This window comes from Streptomyces cinnabarinus (genome assembly GCF_027270315.1).
Taxonomy (GTDB): domain Bacteria; phylum Actinomycetota; class Actinomycetes; order Streptomycetales; family Streptomycetaceae; genus Streptomyces; species Streptomyces cinnabarinus.
The window spans coordinates 6795619-6818489 of sequence record NZ_CP114413.1 but is presented as its reverse complement, the minus strand read 5'-3'; the positions used below and the strand labels follow the sequence as shown (position 1 = coordinate 6818489).

Sequence of the window (22871 nt, the reverse complement as noted above, 5' to 3'; positions counted from 1 at the left end):
CCCGGGCAGCGCGTGCGACCCTGGGGCCATGGAGGCTGCCCTGCTCGTGATCGTCGATGCCGCGAACGTGGTCGGATCGGTGCCGGACGGATGGTGGCGGGACCGCCGGGGCGCGGCGGAGCGGCTCCGCGACCGGCTGGCGGCGGACGGGGTGCCGGGACGGCCGGGCCCGGTGGAGATCGTGCTGGTGGTGGAGGGCGCGGCGCGGGGCGTCGGGTCCGTCGAGGGCGTACGGGTCGAATCCGCGCCGGGCAGCGGCGACGACCACATGGTGGCGCTGGTCGCGGCACGCCGGCCCGACCGCCCGTGCCTGGTCGTCACGGCCGACCGCGAGCTGCGCCGCCGAGTGACGGAACTGGGCGCGGAGGTGACGGGGCCTCGGACGGTACGGTCCGGCTAGCGCACGCGCGCGTGCAGTACGGCGCCGTCCACCACCGCCACCTCCTCGTACCCCTCCAGCAGCCGCCGCAGCGGCCGGATCCGTTCCGGGGCGTACGGCTTGCCCCGGGAGTCGTCGATGATCAGGCGGGGCGGATCGGTGGCGAACTCCCGGTTCAGGGTCGTCCAGGCGCCCTTCATCGCGTACCGCTCCCCCACGCTCGGGCCGTCGCGGCCGCCGCTGTAGTTCGTCAGGAGACCGGCCGTCAGATAGCGGGTCGCCGGGGTGCGGTCGGACAGCCAGTACGTCTCGGGGTGTATGCCCCACACGAGGATCCGGTCCTGCGGGGCGGTGTGGCGGCCGATCGCCTCCGCCAGGCGCTCGGCATGGGTCAGTTCGGGGCGAGGCGTCAGCAGTCCCCAGGTGAGGAAGAGGGTGGCGCAGCAGGCCGTGGTGATGAGGGCGCGCATCGCCCGGGGCCGGGGCAGGTGCCGTAATGCCGCTGTCGCCAACAGGGCCAGCGGCGGGGTCAGTTGCAAGTAGTAGTGGCCGAAGAAGTGGAAGCCCAGGGCCACCGCGCCTCCCGAGGCGGCCAGCCACAGCCAGAGGTCTTTGGGCTCCGGACGCCTCGCCCGTACCAGCAGCGGCAGTACGCCCGCGCAGGCCACCGTCAGGATCGCGGTGTTGGTCAACGCCCGGCCCAGGACGTGCAGTTCGGAGCCAGTGAAGGAGGCGTACGCGCCCGATCCGGTGACCGTCCAGAACAGGAAGCCGGACGGGTCGGTGAGCAGGGCGGCCAGCAGCACCGGCAGTACGGCCCCCAGTCCGAGCCCGACCAGCCCCGCCCAGGAGGCGCCGCACAGCCACAGCACCGGCAGCAGTACCGCGCCGCCCGTCTGCTTGGCGAGGAAGGCGCAGCCCACGGCCAGGCCCGCCGCGGTCCAGCGGCGGCGGTCGGCGCACCACATCGCGGCTGCCGTGCACGGCAGCATGAACACCTCGAAGCCGGCCGCCTGCGCGTCCTCGGGGTTCAGGCCGATGGAGATCAGCAGGTACAGCACTCCGGCCGTGCGGCCCGCCGTGTCACCCCAGCGGCGGCGGGCCAGCGAGGCGAGCAGGGCCGCGGTCAGCAGGTGCGCCAGGACCGCCAGCAGCCGCACCGACACCAGCGAGTCGGAGCCCGCCAGCGCGAACGCCCCCTGGTAGAGCCACGGAACGAGCGGGGGCTTGCGGTCCACGACTGTCTCGTAGAGCTCCCCGCCGTGCGCGAGCATGCGGGCCTGTACGGCGAGATAGCCCTCGTCGGGGTTCCAGAGAGGGTGGACGAAGGACGGGACGCGGGTGAGACAGGCCAGGAGCGACAGGGCCGGGAGCAGGCGTCTCCAGTAGCCGTCGCCGATGCGCGGGGTGGATACGGAGCGTTGCGGGGCGAGGAGCTCGGCGTCCATGGAAGTGCACGCTATCCGGCCCCGCAGTCCACGCCGAAGCGGGACATACGGGGCCGGAGTGTTCGACGGAACGATTACTCGGAGTCACCGCGCGGGGGCTTCATCACCTGGCCGACGGTCATCTCCTCCTGCTTGCCGAGGCGGCTGTGGGAACGGCCGTACAGGAAGTACACGAAGAAGCCGGCCACCATCCAGATGGCGAACCGGACCCAGGTCTCGGCGGGCAGGTTGATCATCAGCCAGAGCGAGGCGCACACCGACAGGATCGGGATGACCGGCACCCACGGAGTGCGGAAGGACCGGTGCAGGTCGGGGCGGGTCCTGCGGAGGATGATCACGCCGATCGCGACCACCACGAAGGCGAACAGGGTGCCGATGTTCACCAGCGCCGCCAGTTCGGTCAGCGGGGTGAAGCCGGCCAGGATCGCGATGATCACACCGAGCAGGATGGTCGGCCGGTGCGGGGTCTTGAACCTCGGGTGGACGTGGGAGAAGAACCGCGGCAGCAGTCCGTCCCTGCTCATCGCGAAGAACACCCGGGTCTGGCCGAGCAGCAGGATCATGCAGACCGTGGTCAGGCCGACCGCGGCGCCGAAGCTGATGAAGCCCGCGAACCAGGGATGTCCGGTGGCCTTGAAGGCGTCGGCGAGCGGGGCGTCCACGGACAGCTCGCTGTAGTGCTGCATGCCCGTGACGACGATCGACACGGCGACGTACAGCGTGGTGCAGATGAGGAGGGAGCCGATGATGCCGCGGGGCATGTCGCGCTGCGGGTTCTTGGTCTCCTCGGCGGCGGTGGCCACCACGTCGAAGCCGATGAAGGCGAAGAACACCACCGAGGCGGCGGTGAAGATGCCCATCACACCGAAGTTGGAGGGCGCCCAGCCGAACATCAGCTGGATCAGTGGCGCCTGGAGACTCTCCCCGGCGTCCACGGCCTGCTGCTTCGGGATGAACGGGTCATAGTTCTCGCCGTCGATCAGGAAGGCACCCGCGATGATCACGGTCAGCACGACCGTCACCTTGATGGCGACGACGATCGAGGTGATCCGCGCGGACAGCTTCATCCCGAGGACGAGGATGCCGGTCAGGACGATCACGAGGGCGAAGGCGAGGATGTCGAAGCCGAACTCCCCCGCGCCCTCTCTGCTGCCCAGCGCCGCGGGCATCTCCCAGCCCGCGTTGTCCATGAGCGACTGGACGTAGCCGGACCAGCCGACGGCCACCACCGCCGTGCCCAGCGCGAACTCCAGGACCAGGTCCCAGCCGATGATCCAGGCGGGCAGTTCACCGAGGGAGGCGTAGGAGAAGGTGTAGGCGGACCCGGCGACCGGGACCGTGGAGGCGAACTCGGCATAGCAGAGCGCGGCGAGCGCGCAGGCGACGCCGGACACCACGAAGGCCAGGGCGACGGCCGGACCGGCGTTGTTCTTGGCGACGGTCCCGGTCAGGACGAAGATGCCGGTGCCGATGATGACACCGACTCCGAAGACCGTCAGATCCAGGGCGGACAGGGATTTCTTGAGGGCGTGCTCCGGTTCCTCGGTATCGAGGATGGACTGCTCGACCTTCTTCGTCCGGAAGATGGTGTTGGCCACGGGCGTACCTCCCACGCTTGTCGTCCTCGACATGATCGAGAGGGGGCGTGGTGCGTATGCCCTGACACGAGCCAGGTCACCCGGATGGGCCGGTTCCACCACCGCAAAGGAGGGTGGGACCGGCCCATTCGGCGGTACTCAGTCGCGCGCGGGCTCCGCCTCGGCCGGAGTGCGGTCGTACCGCCCGTCCAGCTTGGAGACCAGCCCGGTCACCTGGCGGGCGATGTCCGGGGCGGTCAGCCCGATCTCGGCCATGACCTCGGCGCGCGAGGCGTGGTCGAGGAAACGCGGCGGGATGCCGAAGTCCCGCAGCGGGACGTCGACGCCCGCGTCGCGCAGGGCTTGGGCGACGGCGGAGCCGACGCCGCCGACGCGGGAGTTGTCCTCGACGGTGACGACCACCCGGTGGCGCTCGGCGAGCGGGGCCATGGCCTCGTCGACGGGCTTGACCCAGCGCGGGTCGACCACGGTGGTGGAGATGCCCTGCTTGTCGAGGAGGGAGGCGATCTCCAGGCACATCGGGGCGAGGGCGCCCACCGAGACCAGCAGCACGTCGGGCCGGTCGGTGCCCGGCTCGCGCAGCACGTCCATGCCGCCGACGCGGCCCACGGCGGGTACGGCGGGGCCGACGGCGCCCTTGGAGAAGCGGACCACGGTCGGCGCGTCCTTCACCTGGACGGCCTCGCGGAGCTGGGCGCGTACCTGGTCGGCGTCGCGCGGCGCGGCGAGCCTCAGGCCGGGGACGACCTGGAGGATCGACATGTCCCACATACCGTTGTGGGAGGCGCCGTCGGTGCCGGTGATCCCGGCCCGGTCCAGCACGAAGGTCACCCCGCACTGGTGCAGGGCCACGTCCATCAGGACCTGGTCGAAGGCGCGGTTGAGGAAGGTGGCGTAGACGGCGAAGACCGGGTGCACGCCACCGGTCGCCAGGCCCGCGGCGGACACGGCGCCGTGCTGCTCGGCGATGCCGACGTCGTAGACCCGTTCGGGGAAGCGCTTGGCGAACTTGTCCAGGCCGACCGGCTGGAGCATGGCGGCGGTGATGGCGACGATGTCGTCGCGCTCCTCGCCGAGCCTGACCATCTCCTCGCCGAAGACGGAGGTCCAGTCGGCGCCGCTGGTGGCGATCGGCAGCCCGGTGTCGGGGTGGATCTTGCCGACGGCGTGGAAGCGGTCGGCCTCGTCCTGGAGGGCGGGCTGGTAGCCGCGGCCCTTCTCGGTGAGGCAGTGCACGATGACCGGGCCGCCGAACCGCTTGGCGCGGGCCAGGGCGGACTCCAGGGCCTCGATGTCGTGGCCGTCGATGGGGCCGACGTACTTCAGGCCCAGGTCCTCGAACATGCCCTGCGGGGCGATGAAGTCCTTCAGGCCCTTCTTGGCGCCGTGCAGGGTCTCGTAGAGCGGCTTGCCGACGACCGGGGTGCGCTCCAGGAGGTCCTTGCCGCGGGCCAGGAAGCGCTCGTAGCCGTCGGTGGTGCGCAGGGTCGCCAGATGGTTCGCCAGGCCGCCGATGGTCGGCGCGTAGGAGCGCTCGTTGTCGTTGACGACGATGACCAGCGGGCGGTCCTTGGCGTCGGCGATGTTGTTCAGCGCCTCCCAGGCCATACCGCCGGTGAGGGCGCCGTCACCGATCACGGCGACGACGTGGTCGTCGCGTTTCTGGATCTGGTTGGCCTTGGCGAGGCCGTCGGCCCAGCCGAGCACCGTGGAGGCGTGGCTGTTCTCGATGACGTCGTGCTCGGACTCGGCCTGCGAGGGGTAGCCGGACAGGCCGCCCTTCATCTTCAGCTTCGAGAAGTCCTGGCGGCCGGTGAGCAGCTTGTGGACGTAGGACTGGTGGCCCGTGTCCCACAGCACCTTGTCCCTGGGCGACTCGAAGACCCGGTGCAGGGCGATGGTCAGCTCCACCACACCGAGGTTGGGGCCGAGGTGGCCGCCGGTCTTGGAGACCGCGTCGACGAGGAAGGTCCTGATCTCGCCGGCCAGCTGGTCCAGCTGCTCCAGGCTGAGCCGGTCCAGATCGCGCGGTCCCCTGATGCGGGTCAGCAGCGGCACCCGTGCCTCCTTGCAGTAGAGCTGTTGCCGGGCTTGTCGAGTCTAATGTTCCGCCTGCGCGGCCAGCGCGCGGGCGGTGCGTCGTACATCACGCGATCGGCTGTACCCACAATGTGCCGTTCCTACGACATGACTGTGCCCGGCACCGCCATTGGTGCCGGGCACAGGTCCTGCGGTACGCGGTTATGCGCGACCGGCGGTCTTCTGGGTCCTGCGGGTGATCGCGTCGATGACGACGGTCGTGAGCAGCACACCACCGGTGATCATGTACTGGACCGGGGAGGCGATGCCTTCCAGGGCCAGGCCGTACTGGATGGAGACGATCACCAGGACACCCAGCAGGGCGTTCCAGGTGCGGCCCCGGCCACCGAAGAGCGAGGTTCCGCCGATGACGGCCGCGGCGATGACGTTCATCAGGAACTCACCGGTGCCCGCGCCCTGGTTGGCGGAGGCGATCTTCGAGGCGACGAAGAGGCCACCGATGGCGGCGAAGGTGCCGGAGATCGCGAAGACCGAGATCCGCATCAGCTCCACGTTGATGCCGGCCCGGCGCGACGCCTCGACGCTGCCGCCGAGCGCGAACACCTTGCGGCCGTACGCGGTGCGGCGCAGGACGAAGTCCGTGATCAGCAGGACCGCGATGAAGAGCACCACGGCCAGCGGCAGGCCCTTGTAGGAGTTGAAGACCGCGGCGACGGCGAAGGAGACGACCGCCAGGAGCGCGGTGCGCAGAATGGTCTCGCTCAGCGGCCGGGACGGGACGCCCGCGGCCTCGCGGCGGCGGTTGCCGTAGAAGGAGCTGAGGAAGAACAGCACGACCGCGGCGGTGGCCAGCCCGTAGGCGGCCGCGACATCGGAGAAGTAGTAGCTGGTCAGCTTGGCGACGATGCCCTCGCTGTCCAGGTTGATGGTGCCGTTGTCGCCCAGGATCTGCAGCATGAAGCCCTGCCAGAACAGCAGAGCGGCCAGCGTCACGGCGAAGGCGGGGACGCCGATCTTCGCGAAGAAGAAGCCGTGGATGGCACCGGCGACCGTGCCGGTGAGGATGGCCAGCACGAAGGCGAGCCACTCGTTCATGCCGTGGGTGACGTTCAGCACCGCGAAGGTGGCGCCGGCGACACCGGAGACCGAGCCGACCGACAGGTCGATCTCGCCCAGCAGCAGGACGAACACGATGCCGACCGCGATCATGCCCGTGCCGACCATGGCGACGGAGATGTCGGAGAGGTTGCCCGCGGTGAGGAAGTTGGAGTTCAGGCTCTGGAAGATGATCCAGATGACCGCCAGACCGATGACGACCGGGATGGAGCCCAGGTCGCCGGCCTTCATCTTGCGCTTGAACTCGGTCACATAGCCCGCGAGGCCCTGCTCGCGCACCAGCAGCCGGGGGTCGACGGCGACGTCGGAGCCGCGTGCCGCCTCGGGGTTCTCCACCGCGTGGTCCTCGGGAGGCGTGGAGGTCTTGTCGATGCTCACTTCTGAACCTCCCCATTGGAGCGCGCCGCACGACGGGTCACGGCGTTGTCCGTGGCACCGGTGATGGCGGAGATGATCTCTTCCTGCGAGGTCGACTTGACCTCGAAGACGCCGTTGTTGCGTCCGAGCCGCAGCACGGCGACCTTGTCGGCCACCGCCTTCACATCGGCCATGTTGTGGCTGATGAGGATGACGGCGTGGCCGCGCTCGCGCAGCCGCTCGACGAGGTCGAGGACCTGTGCGGTCTGCTCGACACCGAGAGCCGCGGTGGGCTCGTCGAGGATGACCAGTTTGGGCGCGCCCAGCATGGAGCGGGCGATGGCGACCGTCTGGCGCTGACCGCCGGAGAGCGAGGCGATCGGGATACGGACGCTGGGAATGCGGATCGACAGCGTGTCCAGCAGCTCGCGGGAGCGGCGCTCCATCTCCACCTCGTCCAGGATGCCGCGCTTGCGCAGCTCCCGGCCCAGGTAGAGGTTGCCGACGACATCGATGTTGTCGCACAGCGCGAGGTCCTGGTAGACCGTCGCGATGCCCAGGCTCTGGGCGTCGTGCGGCCGGCTGATCGACACGGCCTTTCCGTCCCACTCGATGACGCCGTCATCGATGGGGTGCACGCCGGCGATCGTCTTGACCAGCGTGGACTTTCCGGCGCCGTTGTCGCCGACAAGGGCGACCACTTCACCGGCGTGGACCTCAAGCTCTACGTCGGTGAGCGCCTGAACGGCACCGAACCGCTTGGAGACCCCGCGCAACGCCAGCACGGGCGTAGCGGACACGTGAACCATCTCCTTCGCCGCCTGACCCGGCGGGAGGTTGTGCAGAAGATATTGGGGGGAGTTCCGTCCGGCGCCCCGCGCCGAGCTTGCGGGGCTGTATGTTGCGCGGGGCACCGGAGGAGCCTGGAGCTCAAGTCCCGTACGGGAATTCAAGGACGAATTCCCGTACTTGGAAAGGGACTCGATGCTGTTTACTCGAGGCCGATCTTCTCGCAGGCCGCCTTGTACTTGGCGGTGCAGATCTCGGCGACGGTGTAGACGCCGTCCTTGACGACAGTGTCGTTGATGTTGTCCTGCGTCAGCGAGGTGACGTCGACCAGGACGGACGGGATGCCCTTGTTGGTGGGGCTGTCCACCTTGTCCGGGGCGATGGAGTCGAGCGCCTTGCCCTGGGCGAGCGCGACGGCCATCTCGGCGGCGGCGTCGGCCTCGGGGGCGTACGGCTTGTAGACGCTCATGTACTGCTCACCGGTGACGATGCGCTGCACACCCGCGAGCTCGGCGTCCTGGCCGGTGACCGGGACGTCGAGGCCGGCGGCCTTGAGGGCGGTGATGATACCGCCGGCCATGCCGTCATTGGCGGAGTAGACGCCGATGATCTTGTCCTTGCCGATCGCCGAGATCGCGCCCTCCATGTTGGAGTTGGCGTTCTCCGGCTTCCACTCCTTGGTGTCGTACTCCTTGCCGACGTTCACCTTGCCGTCGAGGACGGAGTGCGCGCCCTCCTTGAACTGGGCGGCGTTCGGGTCGGTGGAGGAACCGTTCATCATGACGATCTGGCCGTCCTTGGCCTTGTCGCCAAGGGCCTCCAGGAGCGCCTCGCCCTGGGTCTTGCCGACCGTCACGTTGTCGAACGAGGTGTAGGCGTCGATCGGGCCCTGCGCCAGGCGGTCGTACGCGACGACCGGGATGCCCGCGTCCTTGGCCTTCTGCACGGAGGACTTGATGGCCGCGGCGTCCACCGCGTCCAGGATGATCACGTCCACCTTGTTGGTGATCATCGAGTCGACCTGCTGGCTCTGCTGGCTGGCGTCCTGCTTGGCGTTGGCGTAGACGACCTCGCCCTTGCCGTTCGTCAGCTCGCCGATCTTCTTCTCGATGAGCGGGCGGTCGAACTTCTCGTACCGCGCGGTCTGGTTCTCCGGCAGGAGCAGACCGACCTTGATGTCGTCGCCCTTCTTGGCGGCCGACTTGGTGGAGTCACTGTCACCGGCCTCATCGGCGCTGCCACAAGCGGCGAGCGAGATGGCCATTGCACCTGCGGCAACGGCAACGGCGGCACGACGCATACGCGTGTTCACTCTAGAAACCTCCCTGACGAGGCCGCGTCGTTGCGGCCGAGGTGGCTGGAAGTCAACTCGGCCACGCGTGCGACGTCAAGAAGTAAATCCTTAACGGGTTGGCAACGGTGCCATCCGTTCTCTAAGTGAAGGCGGGCGCCGAGGCGTGCAGAGTGCTGTCCAAAAGGGTCGAATCGCCCATCTCGCCGAGAGCGAGGGCAAGCGCTCCGAGTACCTCCGCACGGCCCCCAAGAGCCCCCGGGAGAACGGAGAGTTGACGTGCTGCGCTGGGGATCGCGTACCGGCTCACGGACTCCCTGATGGGCCCGAGAACCAGTTCGCCGGCCTCGGCGAGATCACCACCGAGGACCACCCGGCTCGGGTTCAGGAGATTGCAGAGATTGGCCACCCCACTGCCGATGTGGCGGCCGACGTCGGCGATCACCCGACGGCAGCCCGGATCTCCGTCCCTGGCCAGCCGGACCACACCCTCCATGGTGAGATCCGTACCGTGACTGGACTGGAGAAGCGGCAGCACATAGCGCGCCGCCGTGAACGTCTCCAGACAGCCCCGGTTGCCGCAGCGGCAGACCGGGCCGGATTCATCAAGTGTAATATGTCCGATTTCTCCGGCCGTGCCGCCAGGCCCTCGGTAGATCTTTCCGTTGATCACCAGACCCGAGCCGACACCGCTCGCGACCTTGATGTACGCCAGATCGCGCACCCCCCGGCCGCTCCCCCAGACCAGCTCCCCGAGGGCGCCCAGGTTGGCGTCGTTGTCCACGTGCACCGGCACGCCGAGCCGCCCCCGCAGCTCCTCGGCGGGCTTGGTGCCGGTCCAGCCCGGCAGGATGGCGGTGGAGCCCAGGGTCCCGGACTCCACGTCGATCGGGCCGGGCACACCGAGGCCCACGCCCGCGACCTTCGAGCGGTCCACCCCGGTGGCCGCGATCAGGCGGTTGACCAGCTCTTCGGCCCGGTCGAAGCCCTGCGTCGAGGAGGCGTCCACATCGAGCGGCTCGGACTCCTCGGCGAGCACCTGGTGGGCCAGATTGCCCACCGCGACGCGTAGGTGGGTATGCCCGAAATCGACGCCGATGACAATGCCCGCGTCCCCGCTCAGCGAGACGCTGCGGGCCCGGCGGCCACCCGCAGAGGTGGGCGTGACCTCGACGGTTCCGCCGTCCTTCAGCTCCCGGACGATATTGGAGACCGTCGCCGCCGACAGACCTGTCGTCCTGGCGATCTCCGCCTGGGTGAGCGAGCCCGCCAGCCGTACGGCACGGACGACCCGTTCCAGGTTGGCTCGGTGCAGCGACGACTGCGACCCCGGAGTCTCCACGACGACCTCCTGCGCGCGGGACCGCTTCAGTGAGGCCCCGTCTATGTCCAACTAGTGAACTCTAAGCTGAGCCGTTCGGGTTGCCTCCCGTCAAGAGGTTGAACAGTATCCAGGACGCAGCACACACGGACGCACGCCGCTCCCAGGAGAGGGAACGGCGTGCGTCCGGTTGACTGCCGAGGGTTACTTCGAGGCTTACTTCAAGGTCGCGGAGGTCAGACCCGCCTGTACCTGCCGCTGGAACGACAGGTACACGACCAGCATGGGGATCATCGCGATGGTGACACCCGCGAAGAGCACCGGGAGGTCGGAGGCGTACCCCTGCTGCTGCTGGAGCTGGATCAGCCCCTGGGTCAGCACATAGCGTTCCGGATCGTCGCCGCTCTGCGGCTGCATCAGCACCGTCGGCAGGATGAACTGGTTCCACTGGCCGAGGGTGTTGAAGATGCCGACACTGAGCAGTCCCGGCTTCGCCATCGGCAGCATCACCTGGAAGAAGGCCCGGCTGTGCGAGGCGCCGTCCAGGATCGCTGCCTCGAACACCGCCGTCGGCAGGGTCCGGAAGAAGGCGTGCATGAAGAAGACCGTGAACGGCATCGAGTAGGCGACGTACACCAGGATCAGACCCTGGTACGTGTTCAGCATGTCCAGCCGTTTGACCATGAAGAACAGCGGGACCAGGGCCAGGAACACGGGGAACATCGCGCCCGCGACGAAGAAGTAGTACAGGAACCTGTTGCCCCAGAACTGGTAGCGGGCCAGCACGTACGCCGCCATGGAGCCGAACAGCATCGTCAGCGGCACCGAGAAGATCAGCACGATGACGGTGTTGACGAAGTAGTCCCCGATGCCCTTGTCCCAGGCCCGGGAGAAGACGTCCAGCGACCAGCTCTCCGGCCAGCCGAACGCCGAGCCGCCGATCTGGGCGTCGGTCTTGAAGGAGCTGAGCACCAGCCACAGCAGCGGCAGCACGATCAGCAGCGCCCACAGGGCGAGGAAGCCGTGCGAGAAGACGTTCAGTACGACGCCCTCGCCGCGTTCGTCGCCCGGCCGGGCCGGTGCCTTGCTGACCGGGGGCGGGGTCGGGGGTGCCGATTCCTTGATGGGTGCGCTCATGTCGTCGTCTCTCCCGCTCAGAACTCGATGCGCTCGCGGCGGGTGGCGCGCAGCGTGACCACGGACACGATCAGGGTGAGCAGCAGCATGATCACGCCCATGGCACAGGCGTAGCCGCTCTTTCCGTACAGCAGGAAGTTGCGCATCATCACCGTCGCCATGACCTCGCTGTGGTGATCGGGGCCGCCGCCGTAGTCACCGGAGGTCATGGTCGTCACCAGGATGAACATGTCCATCGCGGCGATGCCGAGGTAGACCCAGGCGGTCTGCACGGAGTCCCAGAGCAGGGGCAGGGTGATGCGGAAGAAGGTGTGCGCCCGGCCGGCGCCGTCGATCAGCGCGGCCTCGTAGATGTCCCGGGGGATGGACTGCATGGCCGCGGAGAACAGCACCAGATAGAAGCCGACGCCGTGCCAGACGACGACCGCGATCAGCGCCCACAGCACGATGTTGGGTTCGTTGAGCCATTCCACGGGGCTGGCCGAGTCGACCAGGCCGAGCTTGATCAGCATCCCGTTGAGCATGCCGCCGCTGTCACTGCGGTACACAGCGCCGAACAGCACGGCGAGGATCGCCAGCGACAGGACCTGCGGGAAGAAGTAGACGACCTTGTAGAACCCGGAGCCGGCCACTCCGGCGACTCCGCCGGCCCGTCCGCGTCCGCCCGCGTTCAGCATGAACGCGAAGAACAGGGCGAGCAGAATGGTGATCGCCGGGATGAAGATCAGGAACAGGATGTTGTGCCAGATCGCCCCCATGAAGATGTCGTCCTTGAACAACGCGGTGTAGTTGTCCAGGCCGACGAACTTGAACGACTGCGACTGCCCCTTCCAGTCGGTCAGCGAATAGCCGAACGTCTGGATGTAAGGCCAGATCACAAAGACCACGTAGAGCGCCACGGGAACAACCAGAAACCCCGCGACGAACCGGTACTGCCCTTTACGCATAGGCGTTTTCCTGCCCCTGAAGTGCCGTTCCGGGCCGGGGTCGTCCGGCCCGGAACGTGGTCGTCGTGCGAGATCAGTCCCGACGGTTCTTCTTGGACTCCGGGTCCTCGGCCTGCTTGTTGACGGCCGCCTGGGCCCGCTTCAGCCACTCCTTGGGCTGGATCCGCTTGGCCATCAGCTCGTTGGACGCGTTCTCGATCGCCGTACCCATCTCGCTGTACCACTCGGTGTACAGGTAACGGAAGGTGTTGTCACCGGCCGCCTTGGACGCCTCGACCGTCGACTGCGTGCCCGGCCGCAGCTGGACGCTGGAGTCCACGCCGTCCGCGAGAATGGTCAGCGAGTTCGCCTCCTTGGCGAACAGCGTCGACCACTCCTTGGACAGCATCATCCGCATGAACTCCTTGGCCGCGGGGAGGTTCTTGGCCTTGGCGGGGATGATGAACGGCTCACCGGAACCGGCCCGGATCGCCTCGAAGGGCAGCTTGCTGTCGGGCAGCAGCGGCATCGGCAGGAACTTCATGTCGAAGTCCTCCGGCGTCGTCTTCAGCTGCTCGTTCTCCAGCCAGGAGCCGCTGGTGATGAAGGCCGCCTTGTACTGGTTCCATCGGGTCTGCGACTCGGTGTGGGTCAGACCGTTCGTACCGGGCATCAAGTAGCCCTTCTCGACGACCTCGTAGATCGCCTCGACGGCCGCCGTCGCGGCCTCGGACCCCACGAACGCGTCGGGTGCGAGGTTGTCGATCGCCTTCATGGCGTCCAGACCGCCGGTCTTGGCGATCAGGTCCATGATGGCGACGTTGATGTAGTACGGGTACTTGCCCTGGTGCGCGAGGCCGCCGATGCCCTGGGACTTGGCGTCCTTGCAGATGGCGAGGAAGTCGTCCCAGGTCTGGGGCGCCTCCCAGCCCTTCTCCTGGAAGAGCTTGCCGGAGTACCACAGGCCCCACACCGTGTAGATGTAGTTGAGGGCGACGACCTTGCCGCCCTGCATGCCCGCGTCCAGCGTGCCCGGGATCAGGGTGTCGCGGACCTTCTTGCTCGGGTCGTCGATCGACGGGGCGTCCAGGACCGCGGCGAGGTCGAGGAGCTGGCCGTTCTTGTTGAGGACGTCGATCGGGATCTGCTGCGCGCCCGAGTCGTCCACGATGTCCGGCGGGTTGCCCGCGTTGAAGCGCGGCTGGAGCTTGCCGGTGATCTCCTGGGTGCCGGTGTGGGTGGAGGTGACCCCCCACTTCTTCTCGAAGGACGCCTCCCACGCCTTGGCGTAGTCGTCGCCGTAGCCGCCCTTGAAGACGACCACGTCGAGCTTGCTGCCGTCCTTCACGCCGAACGGGTTCTTCTCGGACGTCTTGCCCTCGGTCTCACCGTCGGACGAGTCGTCCCCGCCGCCGCTCGCGCAGGCGGAGAGGAAGCTCATCGTCGGCACCGAGATCAGACCGAGTGCGGCGGACCGCTTGATCAGATCGCGGCGGCCTGTGCCCACCTCTGTGCTGTTCGGGTCGGAGCTGGATCCCATGCTCAAGTCCTCGCCTTCTCCAGGACTCAGGCGGTGAACCGGATCCTCGCCGGCACCGCGGTCAGGTCAAGCAGGGTCATGCAGGAACTACCGTGAATCGCCGACAGGTATAGTCCACTTCCCGCCAGCGGAGCAAGATCGAATGCAAGGTTGGCCGGTGGTCTTTTCCGAGTTGAGACCTCTTGGAAATATGAGCGGGTCGTGGACCCCCTGGCGGAAAAATCCCCGCCATCACCCCCGAATGCCACAGCCAACACCCTTGACACAGCAGGCGACTTGAGCCACTACTAATCCTTGCGCACCGAAGCTGACAACGTTGTCCAGAGCGCAGGGAGAGTGCTTGCCAGATGAGACACAGACGTGGCACGGCGGTCGTGTGGGCGACCGCCTTCGCTTTGGCGGTGGGCTCACAGGGCGTGGCGGTGGCCCTGCCCGAGGCCCCCACCGTCGACCGGGAGTTCAGCTCCTCCTTCGAGAGCGGTGACCCTGCCCCGGACTGGCTCAACACGGTCGACACGGCACCCGACGGCAGCAAGCGGGCCGAGGGGGTGGACGGCGGCTACAGCTCGGGCATTCCGGGCAATGTGACCGACCATGTCACCGACGTACGGGCGAGCGGCGAGAACACCGGCGGCGGCGAGGTGAAGGAGAACCTCGTCGACGGCGAGCCCAGCACCAAGTGGCTGGTCTTCCAGCCCACCGGGTGGGTCGAGTTCGACCTTGACAAACCGGTGAAAATCGCGAAATACGCGCTCACTTCGGCCAATGACTTCGCCGGGCGCGATCCGCGGGACTGGACCCTGAAGGGCTCGACCGACGGCACGAACTGGACGACCCTGGACTCCCGCTCGGGTGAAACCTTCGCCGAGCGGTTCCAGACGAAGACCTACGACCTCGCCGAGCCGGGCGAGTACCGGCACTTCCGGATCGAGGTCACCCGCAACAACGGCGCCTCGGACATCCTCCAGCTCGCCGACGTCCAGTTCTCCACCGGCGACAGCGACACCCCGATACCGCAGGACATGCTCTCGCTGGTCGACCGCGGCCCGAGCGGCTCGCCGACGGCGAAGGCGGGCGCGGGCTTCACCGGCAAGCGGGCGCTGCGCTACGCGGGGCGGCACACGGCGGACGGACGGGCGTACTCGTACAACAAGGTCTTCGACGTGAACGTGGCGGTCGGCCGGGACACCCGGCTGTCGTACCGGATCTTCCCGTCGATGGCGGACCGCGATCTCGACTACGACGCCACGAACGTCTCGGTGGACCTCGCCTTCACCGACGGCACGTATCTGAGCGGCCTCAAGGCCACCGACCAGCACGGCTTCCCGCTGACACCGCGCGGGCAGGGGGACTCCAAGATCCTCTACGTCAACCAGTGGAACAACGTCGCCTCGCGGATCGGGTCGGTCGCGGCCGGCAAGACCGTGGACCGGATCCTCGTCGCCTACGACTCCCCCAAGGGCCCGGCGAAGTTCCGCGGCTGGCTGGACGACGTGAGCCTGAAGAGCGTGCCGCAGGAGCGGCCGAAGGCGCATCTGTCGGACTACGCGCTCACCACCCGGGGCACCAACTCCAGCGGTGGCTTCTCGCGGGGCAACAACTTCCCCGCGACGGCCGTCCCGCACGGCTTCAACTTCTGGACGCCGGTCACCAACGCGGGCTCGCTGAGCTGGCTCTATGACTACGCGCGATCGAACAACTCGGACAATCTGCCCACGATCCAGGCGTTCAGCGCGAGCCATGAGCCGAGCCCCTGGATGGGCGACCGGCAGACCTTCCAGGTGATGCCGTCGGCCGCGTCCGGAACCCCGGAGACCGGGCGGGACGCCCGTGAGCTGGCCTTCCGGCACGAGAACGAGACCGCGCGGCCGTACTACTACGGGGTGCGGTTCGAGAACGGGCTGAAGGCGGAGATGACGCCGACCGACCACGCGGCGGTCCTGCGCTTCACCTACCCCGGCGACGACACCAGCGTCCTGTTCGACAACGTCACCGACCAGGCGGGCCTGACCCTCGACAAGGACAGCGGGACCTTCACCGGATACTCGGACGTGAAGTCCGGCCTGTCGACGGGCGCCACCCGGCTCTTCGTCTACGGCGAGTTCGACAAGCCGGTCACCGAGGGTGACTCCAGCGGCGTCAAGGGCTACCTGCGCTTCGACGCCGGGGACGACCGGCGGGTCACCCTGCGCCTGGCGACCTCGCTCATCAGCGTGGACCAGGCCAGGGCCAATCTGCGCCAGGAGGTCCCGGACGGCACCTCCTTCGACGCGGTCAAGAACCGCGCCCAGCGCCAGTGGGACCGCATCCTCGGCAAGGTGGAGGTCGAGGGCGCCACGCCGGACCAGCTGACCACGCTGTACTCCAGCCTGTACCGGCTGTACCTGTACCCCAACTCCGGTTTCGAGAAGGTCGGTTCGAAGTACCAGTACGCCTCGCCCTTCTCCCCGATGCCGAACCCGGACACCCCGACGCACACCGGCGCGAAGATCGTGGACGGCAAGGTCTACGTCAACAACGGCTTCTGGGACACCTATCGGACCACATGGCCCGCGTACTCCCTGCTGACGCCCTCTCAGGCGGGTGAGATGGTCGACGGGTTCGTGCAGCAGTACAAGGACGGCGGCTGGACATCTCGCTGGTCCTCGCCGGGCTACGCGGATCTGATGACCGGCACCTCCTCCGACGTCGCCTTCGCGGACGCCTACGTCAAGGGCGTCGGCTTCGACGCGAAGGCGGCCTATGACGCGGCCGTGAAGAACGCCACCGTCGTGCCGCCCTCCTCGGGCGTGGGCCGCAAGGGCATGGCGACCTCGCCGTTCCTCGGCTACACCAGCAGCGACACCCACGAGGGCCTCTCCTGGGCGCTGGAGGGCTACCTCAACGACTACGGCATCGCGCGGATGGGCCAGGAGCTCTACAGGAAGACCGGCGAGAAGCGCTACCAGGAGGAGTCGGAGTACTTCCTGAACCGCGCCCAGGACTATGTGAACCTGTTCGACTCCCGGGCCGGCTTCTTCCAGGGCCGGGACGCCAAGGGTGACTGGCGGGTGGAGTCGGCCAAGTACGACCCGCGCGTGTGGGGTTACGACTACACCGAGACCAACGGCTGGGGCTACGCCTTCACCGCCCCGCAGGACTCCCGCGGTCTCGCCAACCTCTACGGCGGCCGCAGCAAGCTCGCCGACAAGCTCGACGCGTACCTGGGCACCCCGGAGACGGCCTCCCCCGACTTCGTCGGCTCCTACGGCGGTGTCATCCACGAGATGACGGAGGCGCGGGACGTGCGGATGGGCATGTACGGGCACTCCAACCAGGTCGCCCACCACGCCCTGTACATGTACGACGCGGCCGGGCAGCCGTGGAAGACGCAGGCGAACGTCCGTGAGGTGCTCTCCCGCCTCTACACCGGCAGCGAGATCGGCCAGGGCTACCACGGCGACGAGGACAACGGCGAGCAGTCGGCCTGGTTCCTCTTCTCCGCGCTCGGCTTCTACCCACTGGTCATGGGCAGCGGCGAATACGCCGTCGGCTCCCCGCTGTTCACCAAGGCGACCGTCCATCTGGAGAACGGCGAGGACCTGGTCGTCAAGGCGCCGGGGAACAGCGCCCGCAATGTCTACGTCCAGGGTCTGAAGGTCAACGGCAAGACCTGGACGTCGACTTCGCTGCCGCACAAGCTGCTCGCCAAGGGCGGGGTCCTGGAGTTCGACATGGGCCCGCGGCCGTCGGCCTGGGGCACCGGCAAGAACGCGGCGCCGGTCTCCATCACCCAGGACGACAAGGTGCCCACGCCCCGGGCGGACGTGCTGAAGGGCGAGGGCGCGCTGTTCGACAACACCTCCGGGACCAGCGCGGCGGTGACGTCGGTGGATCTGCCGACGCCGGAGCCGGCCGAGGCGGTCCAGTACACGCTGACCTCGTCCGACCGCGCCAAGGCGCCGACCGGCTGGACCCTCCAGGGCTCCTCGGACGGAACCGAGTGGACGACGCTGGACCGGCGCACGGGTGAGTCCTTCACCTGGGACCGGCAGACCCGGGCGTTCTCGGTGGGCTCACCGGGTACGTACGAGAAGTACCGCCTGGTGCTGGACGGCGAGGCGACCGTTTCGGAGGTCGAACTCCTCGCTGAATGAGGAGAGTTGAGGCCCATGCCGCTACCCGTGCCCGTGCTCCCCGCCGGTGTGGACCCGGCCTGGCTGCCGCCCGCCGCCTTCGAGGCGATCGGCAGCCGGGTCGACCCTGATCCGCGGATCGGGGCTCCTGGTGGACACGGTGCACGGTGAAGTGGCGGAGGCTTGTGCACGGTTCGGGGGAAGCGTCGTACGTGACGCTTCCCCCGAACCGTTCGACCTGGTGCTCGACCTGACCGGCGCCGACGACAGCGAGGCGTTCACCTTCGAGCGCGCCGAGAACCGCACTACGGTCACCGCGACCGGCCAACGCGGGCTGCTGCACGGCCTGTTCCATGTCGTACGGCTCGGCGAGGACGCCTTCGGCGGGCAGCGGGCGCGGCTGACGCACCGGCCCGGCGTGGCGCTGCGGGTGCTGGACCACTGGGACAACGTGGCCGTGCATCCGGTGATGGGCCAGGTGGAGCGCGGGTACTCCGGCGGCTCCCTGTTCTGGCGGGACGGCCGGGCGCGCGGCGATCTGGAGCGGGTGCGGGTCTACGGCAGGCTGCTGGCGGCCTGCGGGATCAACGCCGTGACCGTGAACAACGTCATGTGCACGCGACCGAGGCACGGCTGCTGACCGAGCGGATCGGCGACGTGGCCAGGATCGCCGAGGCGCTGAGGCCCTACGGCATCCGCACTCACCTCTCGGTGTCCTTCGCCGCGCCGATCCTGCTCGGCGGCCTGGACACCGCCGATCCGCTGGACCACGGGGTGCGGCGGTGGTGGGAGCGGGCGACCGCCGAGGTGTACGCGGCAATACCCGACTTCGGCGGGTACCTGGTGAAGGCCGACTCCGAGGGGCAGCCGGGGCCGTTCGCGTACGGCCGCAGCCATGCCGACGGCGCGAACATGCTGGCGGCGGCGCTGGCACCGTACGGCGGGACCGTGCGCTGGCGGGCGTTCGTGTACGACCACCGCCAGGACTGGCGGGACCGCTCGACGGACCGGGCGCGGGCGGCGTACGACCATTTCGTGCCGCTGGACGAGGAGTTCGCGGCGAACGCGGTGCTCCAGGTGAAGCACGGGCCGATGGACTTCCAGGTGCGCGAGCCGGTCTCGCCGCTGCTCGGGGCGATGCCGGGGACGCGGCTCGCGGTGGAGGTGCAGGCCACCCAGGAGTACACCGGGCAGCAGCGGCACGTGTGCTGGCTGGGCCCGATGTGGGGCGAGGCGCTGCGGTTCCGGCCGGAGGGGACCGCTCCGACCGGGGGCCTGTCCGACGGCCTGGTCGCCGTCTCCAACGCCGGGGACGACCCGTTCTGGACCGGGCATCCGCTGGCCCAGTCCAACCTGTACACCTTCGGGCGGCTCGCCTGGGACCCGGGCGCCGATCCCCTGGCGATCCTCGACGACTGGATCGGGCTCACCTTCGGGCCGGGTCCGGCGGCGGGGGTGCGGGCCGTGCTGGAGGGGTCCTGGCGGACGTACGAGAAGTACACCGCGCCGCTCGGCGTGGGGTTCATGGTGCAGCCGGGGCACCACTACGGGCCGAGTGTGGACGGGTACGAGTACAGCCCCTGGGGCACCTACCACTTCGCCGACCGGGACGGGGTGGGCGTCGACCGGAGCGTGGCCACCGGGACCGGGTACGCGGGGCAGTACGCCAAGCCGTGGGCCGAGGTGTACGAGTCGCTCGCCACCTGCCCCGACGAACTGCTGCTGTTCTTCCACCATGTGCCGTACGGGCATGTGCTGCACAGCGGGAGGACGGTGATCCAGCACATCTACGACACCCACTTCGAGGGGGTGACGGAGGTCGAGGAAGCGTCCGAAGTGTGGGCTTCGCTAAGGGAGTTGATGAACGCGGGACGTCATGCGCGGGTCACCGAGCGGTTCGCCGAGCAGCTCCGCGGCGCCCGTGAGTGGCGGGATCAGATCAACAGCTACTTCCTGCGGAAGTCGGGCGTTCCGGACGGGCGGGGGCGGGATCTCTACTGACAGATCCCGATCGTGGTGCTTATGATGCGGGCGATGAACACCTTCCCCTCTTCCGGATTGGGGGAATCGTCCACGCAAGGTGAGTGCTGATGGCACTTCACTTCGCGGACACGATTCCGACCCGCCTGTCGATGTGGCAGCGCGTACGCGAGTACGCCGTGCCACCGTCCATGATCGAGACCGCGACCGCGCGGCGTACGGCCGGTGACTGGGCCGGTGCCTGCGCCGCCGCCCGGGTCGACGTCGACCTCGATCTGCGCGCCGTACGTCACCGCTACGGCACCGAACTGCTCACTCGACTCCGCGCGGACCTGCGCCGGTTGGCGCCGGATCTGCTGCGCTGGCACATGCCGCGGATCGCCCCCGACGGGTGGCTCCGGCCGGGTCTCACCCTCTCGCTGGCCCGGTATTCGGGTTCGGTGCAGCTAGTGGTGCGGACGCCTCCTGCCTGGGCGGACGCCGGACAGCGGATGTCGCTGGCGCTGTGGGACGAGTCCTCCGGGAGCTACGACTCCGGGCACCATCCGCACCCGCATCCCGACCGGCGGTTCCGGCTCGATCTGCACCGGCACCTGTGGGATTCCGGCCGCAGCGGGGAGTTGGCGCACCGGTGCGGTGATCCGCCCGACTCCTTGTGGAACACGGCGGGTTGGGCTGCCGAGGCCGAGCAGCTGCTGCGGGCCGAATGCGGCCTTGCTCGCGGTGCCTTCACCGTGCGCACCGGTCCGCGCAGCCATGAGGTGCTCGAACTCGTCGCCCCCGACGACAGCCACGCCCCGACGCTCCGGCTGGTGCAGGAGGAGCTGCCGCCGCAGGAGGTCGCGGCGCTCCCGGTGCTGCCGGAGGCGGCGACCCGGGTGCTGCCGGACCTGGAGCTGCTGCGGGCGGGGCTGCTCGCCGCCGACCGGCTGCATCCGCTCGTCGCCGCCGCGTTGCCCGCGTACGCCTCTCCTCCGGCGGCGCACCCGGTTCCCGAACCCGTCGATCCGCATCGGGTGGAGTGCCGGGGCGAGGTGCACCGGATCGCGCTGCGGGACGGGGTGCTGACGGCGGTCGACCACGACGCGGTCGAACTGCGCCGGGAGGAACTGCTGGTGGCGTTCGGCGGCCCCCCGCTGCCGTGTCTGCGGGCGATCGACGCCGTGCACCGCAGCCCGGAGGCGCTGCCCGCGGTCCGGGAGCGCCTCGGCCACGGTGATGTCGGCGGGGCGCTGGCCGTGGTCGAAGGGCTGCTCGGTCCCGGTGCGATGCTGCGCGAGGGCCCGCTCCGGGAGGAACTGGAGTCGGCCGCCGCCCGCCGCATCGAGCACGGGCTCTTCCGCTCGGGCCTGGTCGCCGTGCACCCCGCCGCCGACGTCGGAGCCGAAGGGCGCCGTATCCGGCTCGACCGCCGTACGCCTCCCGTACTGCGCCGCAAGCGCGGCAGCCGTACCCGGCCCCGCCTGGCCTCATAACCGGACGACTTCGTCCGCTTCTCATTCTTCAGCCCTCGGGGCTGCCCCGTTCCCTAGACCTCACCTGGTGATGCCCATGACTTCGCGCACGCTCCTTCCCGTCGACGCCCAACTCTCCCTCGCCGACGACCTCCTGACGCTCCTTCGGACCTCCAGCACCGAGCCGCGCCCCGACGAGCAGCTCGAAGCGCTCACCCTCGCCGTCGCGGCCGACCTCCCGGTGCTGCTCTGGGGCGAGCCCGGCATCGGCAAGACCGCGGCCCTGACACAGCTCGCCGCCTCGCTCGACCTGCCGCTGACCACCGTGATCGCCAGCGTCCACGAGCCGACCGACTTCTCCGGACTGCCCATCGTGGGCGACGACCCTGCCGTGCGGGGCGTGCCGATGGCGCCGCCGCAGTGGGCCGTGGAGCTGGTACGGGCCGGGCGCGGGCTGCTCTTCCTCGACGAACTGTCCACCGCCACCCCCGCCGTCCAGGCGGCGCTGCTCCGGGTCGTGCTGGAGCGCCGGGTCGGCAACCTTCAACTGCCGCCCGGGGTACGGATCGTGGCCGCCGCCAACCCGCGCGCCTCGGCGGCGGACGGGTGGGAGCTGAGCCCGCCGCTGGCCAACCGGTTCGTGCATCTGTACTGGGTGCACGACAAGGACGTGGTGGTACGGGGTCTCGGCGGGGTCTGGCCCCGGGCCGAACTGCCCCGCCTCGCCCCGGAGCGGTTGCCGGAGGCGGTGGCCTTCGCCCGCCGCGCGGTCTGTGACTTCCTCGCCGCCCGGCCCACGCTGATCCACCGGCTGCCGAGCAGCGAGACACGGCGCGGCGGGGCCTGGCCCTCACCGCGCAGCTGGGAGGCCGCGCTGACCCTGCTGGCCTTCGGTACGGCGGCCGGCGTCTCCCGGGAGGTGCTGGCGCTGCTCGTGCGGGGTGCGGTGGGCGACGGTCCGGGGCTTGAACTCCTCGCCCACCTGGACCGGATGGACCTGCCGGACCCGGAGCTGCTGCTCGCCGATCCGGCCACCGCGGAGCTGCCCGAGCGGGGCGATCTCCGGCAGGCCGCGCTGGAGGCGGTGGTGGCCGCGGTGGGGGCGCGGCCGGAGCGGGGGCGCTGGGAGGCGGCCTGGGCGGTGCTGGTCCGGGCCCTGGAGACCGGTGCTCCGGACCTGCTGGTCGCCCCGGCCAAGGCGCTGGCGGCGGTGCGGCGCGACGACTGGGAGGTGCCGGCGGCGGTGGAGCGGCTGGCCTCGATCGTCGGACTCGCGGCGCGCGCGGACCGGTCGGTGGAGCGGGCCAAGGTGGGCCGATGACGGGGGCGGTGCGTGCGGAGGGCGCGCGGGCCGTGCGGCGTCCGCTGCCCCGGCCGATG

14 protein-coding genes and 1 pseudogene are annotated in these 22871 nt (G+C 69.2%); 5 read left to right on the top strand and 10 right to left on the bottom strand.

Annotated elements, in window-relative coordinates; genetic code table 11:
- Positions 1–28 precede the first annotated feature (28 nt).
- Positions 29–400 (top strand): NTP pyrophosphohydrolase, encoded by a 372-nt coding sequence (locus tag STRCI_RS30895; protein ID WP_269662224.1) that lies wholly within the window; start codon positions 29–31, stop codon positions 398–400.
- Here the strand turns inward: STRCI_RS30895 and STRCI_RS30890 are convergent.
- The 10 genes from STRCI_RS30890 to ngcE form a co-directional block, all read right to left on the bottom strand.
- A complete protein-coding gene (locus STRCI_RS30890; RefSeq protein WP_269662223.1) occupies positions 397–1827 on the bottom strand; it encodes a glycosyltransferase family 39 protein in 1431 nt (476 codons plus the stop codon). The two genes, STRCI_RS30895 and STRCI_RS30890, sit on opposite strands and share 4 nt — an antisense overlap.
- 74 nt (positions 1828–1901) lie before the next feature.
- Positions 1902–3425 carry an amino acid permease gene (locus STRCI_RS30885; protein WP_269662222.1) on the bottom strand — a complete coding sequence of 508 codons (1524 nt, stop codon included), beginning with the start codon at positions 3423–3425 and terminating at the stop codon, positions 1902–1904.
- Between the two features lie 138 nt (positions 3426–3563).
- Positions 3564–5483: a 1-deoxy-D-xylulose-5-phosphate synthase gene (dxs, locus tag STRCI_RS30880; RefSeq protein WP_269662221.1), complete on the bottom strand. Its 1920-nt coding sequence runs from the start codon at positions 5481–5483 to the stop codon at positions 3564–3566.
- Positions 5484–5666: 183 nt separating this feature from the next.
- The gene (locus STRCI_RS30875; RefSeq protein WP_269662220.1) at positions 5667–6959 is read right to left on the bottom strand and encodes a sugar ABC transporter permease; all 1293 of its coding nucleotides are present in this window, start codon (positions 6957–6959) and stop codon (positions 5667–5669) included.
- Entirely contained in the window at positions 6956–7747 is a 792-nt protein-coding gene (locus STRCI_RS30870; protein ID WP_269662219.1) for an ATP-binding cassette domain-containing protein, read from the bottom strand. Before STRCI_RS30870 ends, STRCI_RS30875 begins: the two co-directional genes overlap by 4 nt.
- Positions 7748–7929: 182 nt before the next feature.
- On the bottom strand, positions 7930–9027 hold the full coding sequence (locus tag STRCI_RS30865; protein ID WP_269664692.1) for a substrate-binding domain-containing protein: 1098 nt from the start codon (positions 9025–9027) through the stop codon (positions 7930–7932).
- Between the two features lie 133 nt (positions 9028–9160).
- On the bottom strand, positions 9161–10360 hold the full coding sequence (locus tag STRCI_RS30860; RefSeq protein ID WP_269664691.1) for an ROK family transcriptional regulator: 1200 nt from the start codon (positions 10358–10360) through the stop codon (positions 9161–9163).
- Positions 10361–10555: 195 nt separating this feature from the next.
- On the bottom strand, positions 10556–11476 hold the full coding sequence (locus tag STRCI_RS30855) for a carbohydrate ABC transporter permease (RefSeq protein WP_269662218.1): 921 nt from the start codon (positions 11474–11476) through the stop codon (positions 10556–10558).
- Between the two features lie 17 nt (positions 11477–11493).
- On the bottom strand, positions 11494–12423 hold the full coding sequence (locus STRCI_RS30850) for a carbohydrate ABC transporter permease (protein WP_269662217.1): 930 nt from the start codon (positions 12421–12423) through the stop codon (positions 11494–11496).
- 73 nt (positions 12424–12496) lie between these two features.
- Positions 12497–13942, bottom strand: coding sequence for an N-acetylglucosamine/diacetylchitobiose ABC transporter substrate-binding protein (ngcE, locus tag STRCI_RS30845; protein ID WP_269662216.1), 1446 nt, complete (start codon positions 13940–13942; stop codon positions 12497–12499).
- Between the two features lie 347 nt (positions 13943–14289).
- Here ngcE and STRCI_RS30840 point away from each other — a divergent pair, with 347 nt between their 5' ends.
- The 4 genes and pseudogenes from STRCI_RS30840 (at position 14290) to STRCI_RS30825 (ending at position 22812) form a co-directional block, all read left to right on the top strand.
- On the top strand, positions 14290–18078 hold the full coding sequence (locus tag STRCI_RS30840; protein WP_269662215.1) for a GH92 family glycosyl hydrolase: 3789 nt from the start codon (positions 14290–14292) through the stop codon (positions 18076–18078).
- Positions 18079–18093: 15 nt separating this feature from the next.
- Positions 18094–20058, top strand: a pseudogene (locus STRCI_RS30835) (alpha-glucuronidase).
- Between the two features lie 89 nt (positions 20059–20147).
- The gene (locus STRCI_RS30830) at positions 20148–21512 is read left to right on the top strand and encodes a hypothetical protein (RefSeq protein ID WP_269662214.1); all 1365 of its coding nucleotides are present in this window, start codon (positions 20148–20150) and stop codon (positions 21510–21512) included.
- Positions 21513–21588: 76 nt separating this feature from the next.
- Positions 21589–22812, top strand: coding sequence for an AAA family ATPase (locus STRCI_RS30825; protein WP_269662213.1), 1224 nt, complete (start codon positions 21589–21591; stop codon positions 22810–22812).
- Positions 22813–22871: the final 59 nt, after the last annotated feature.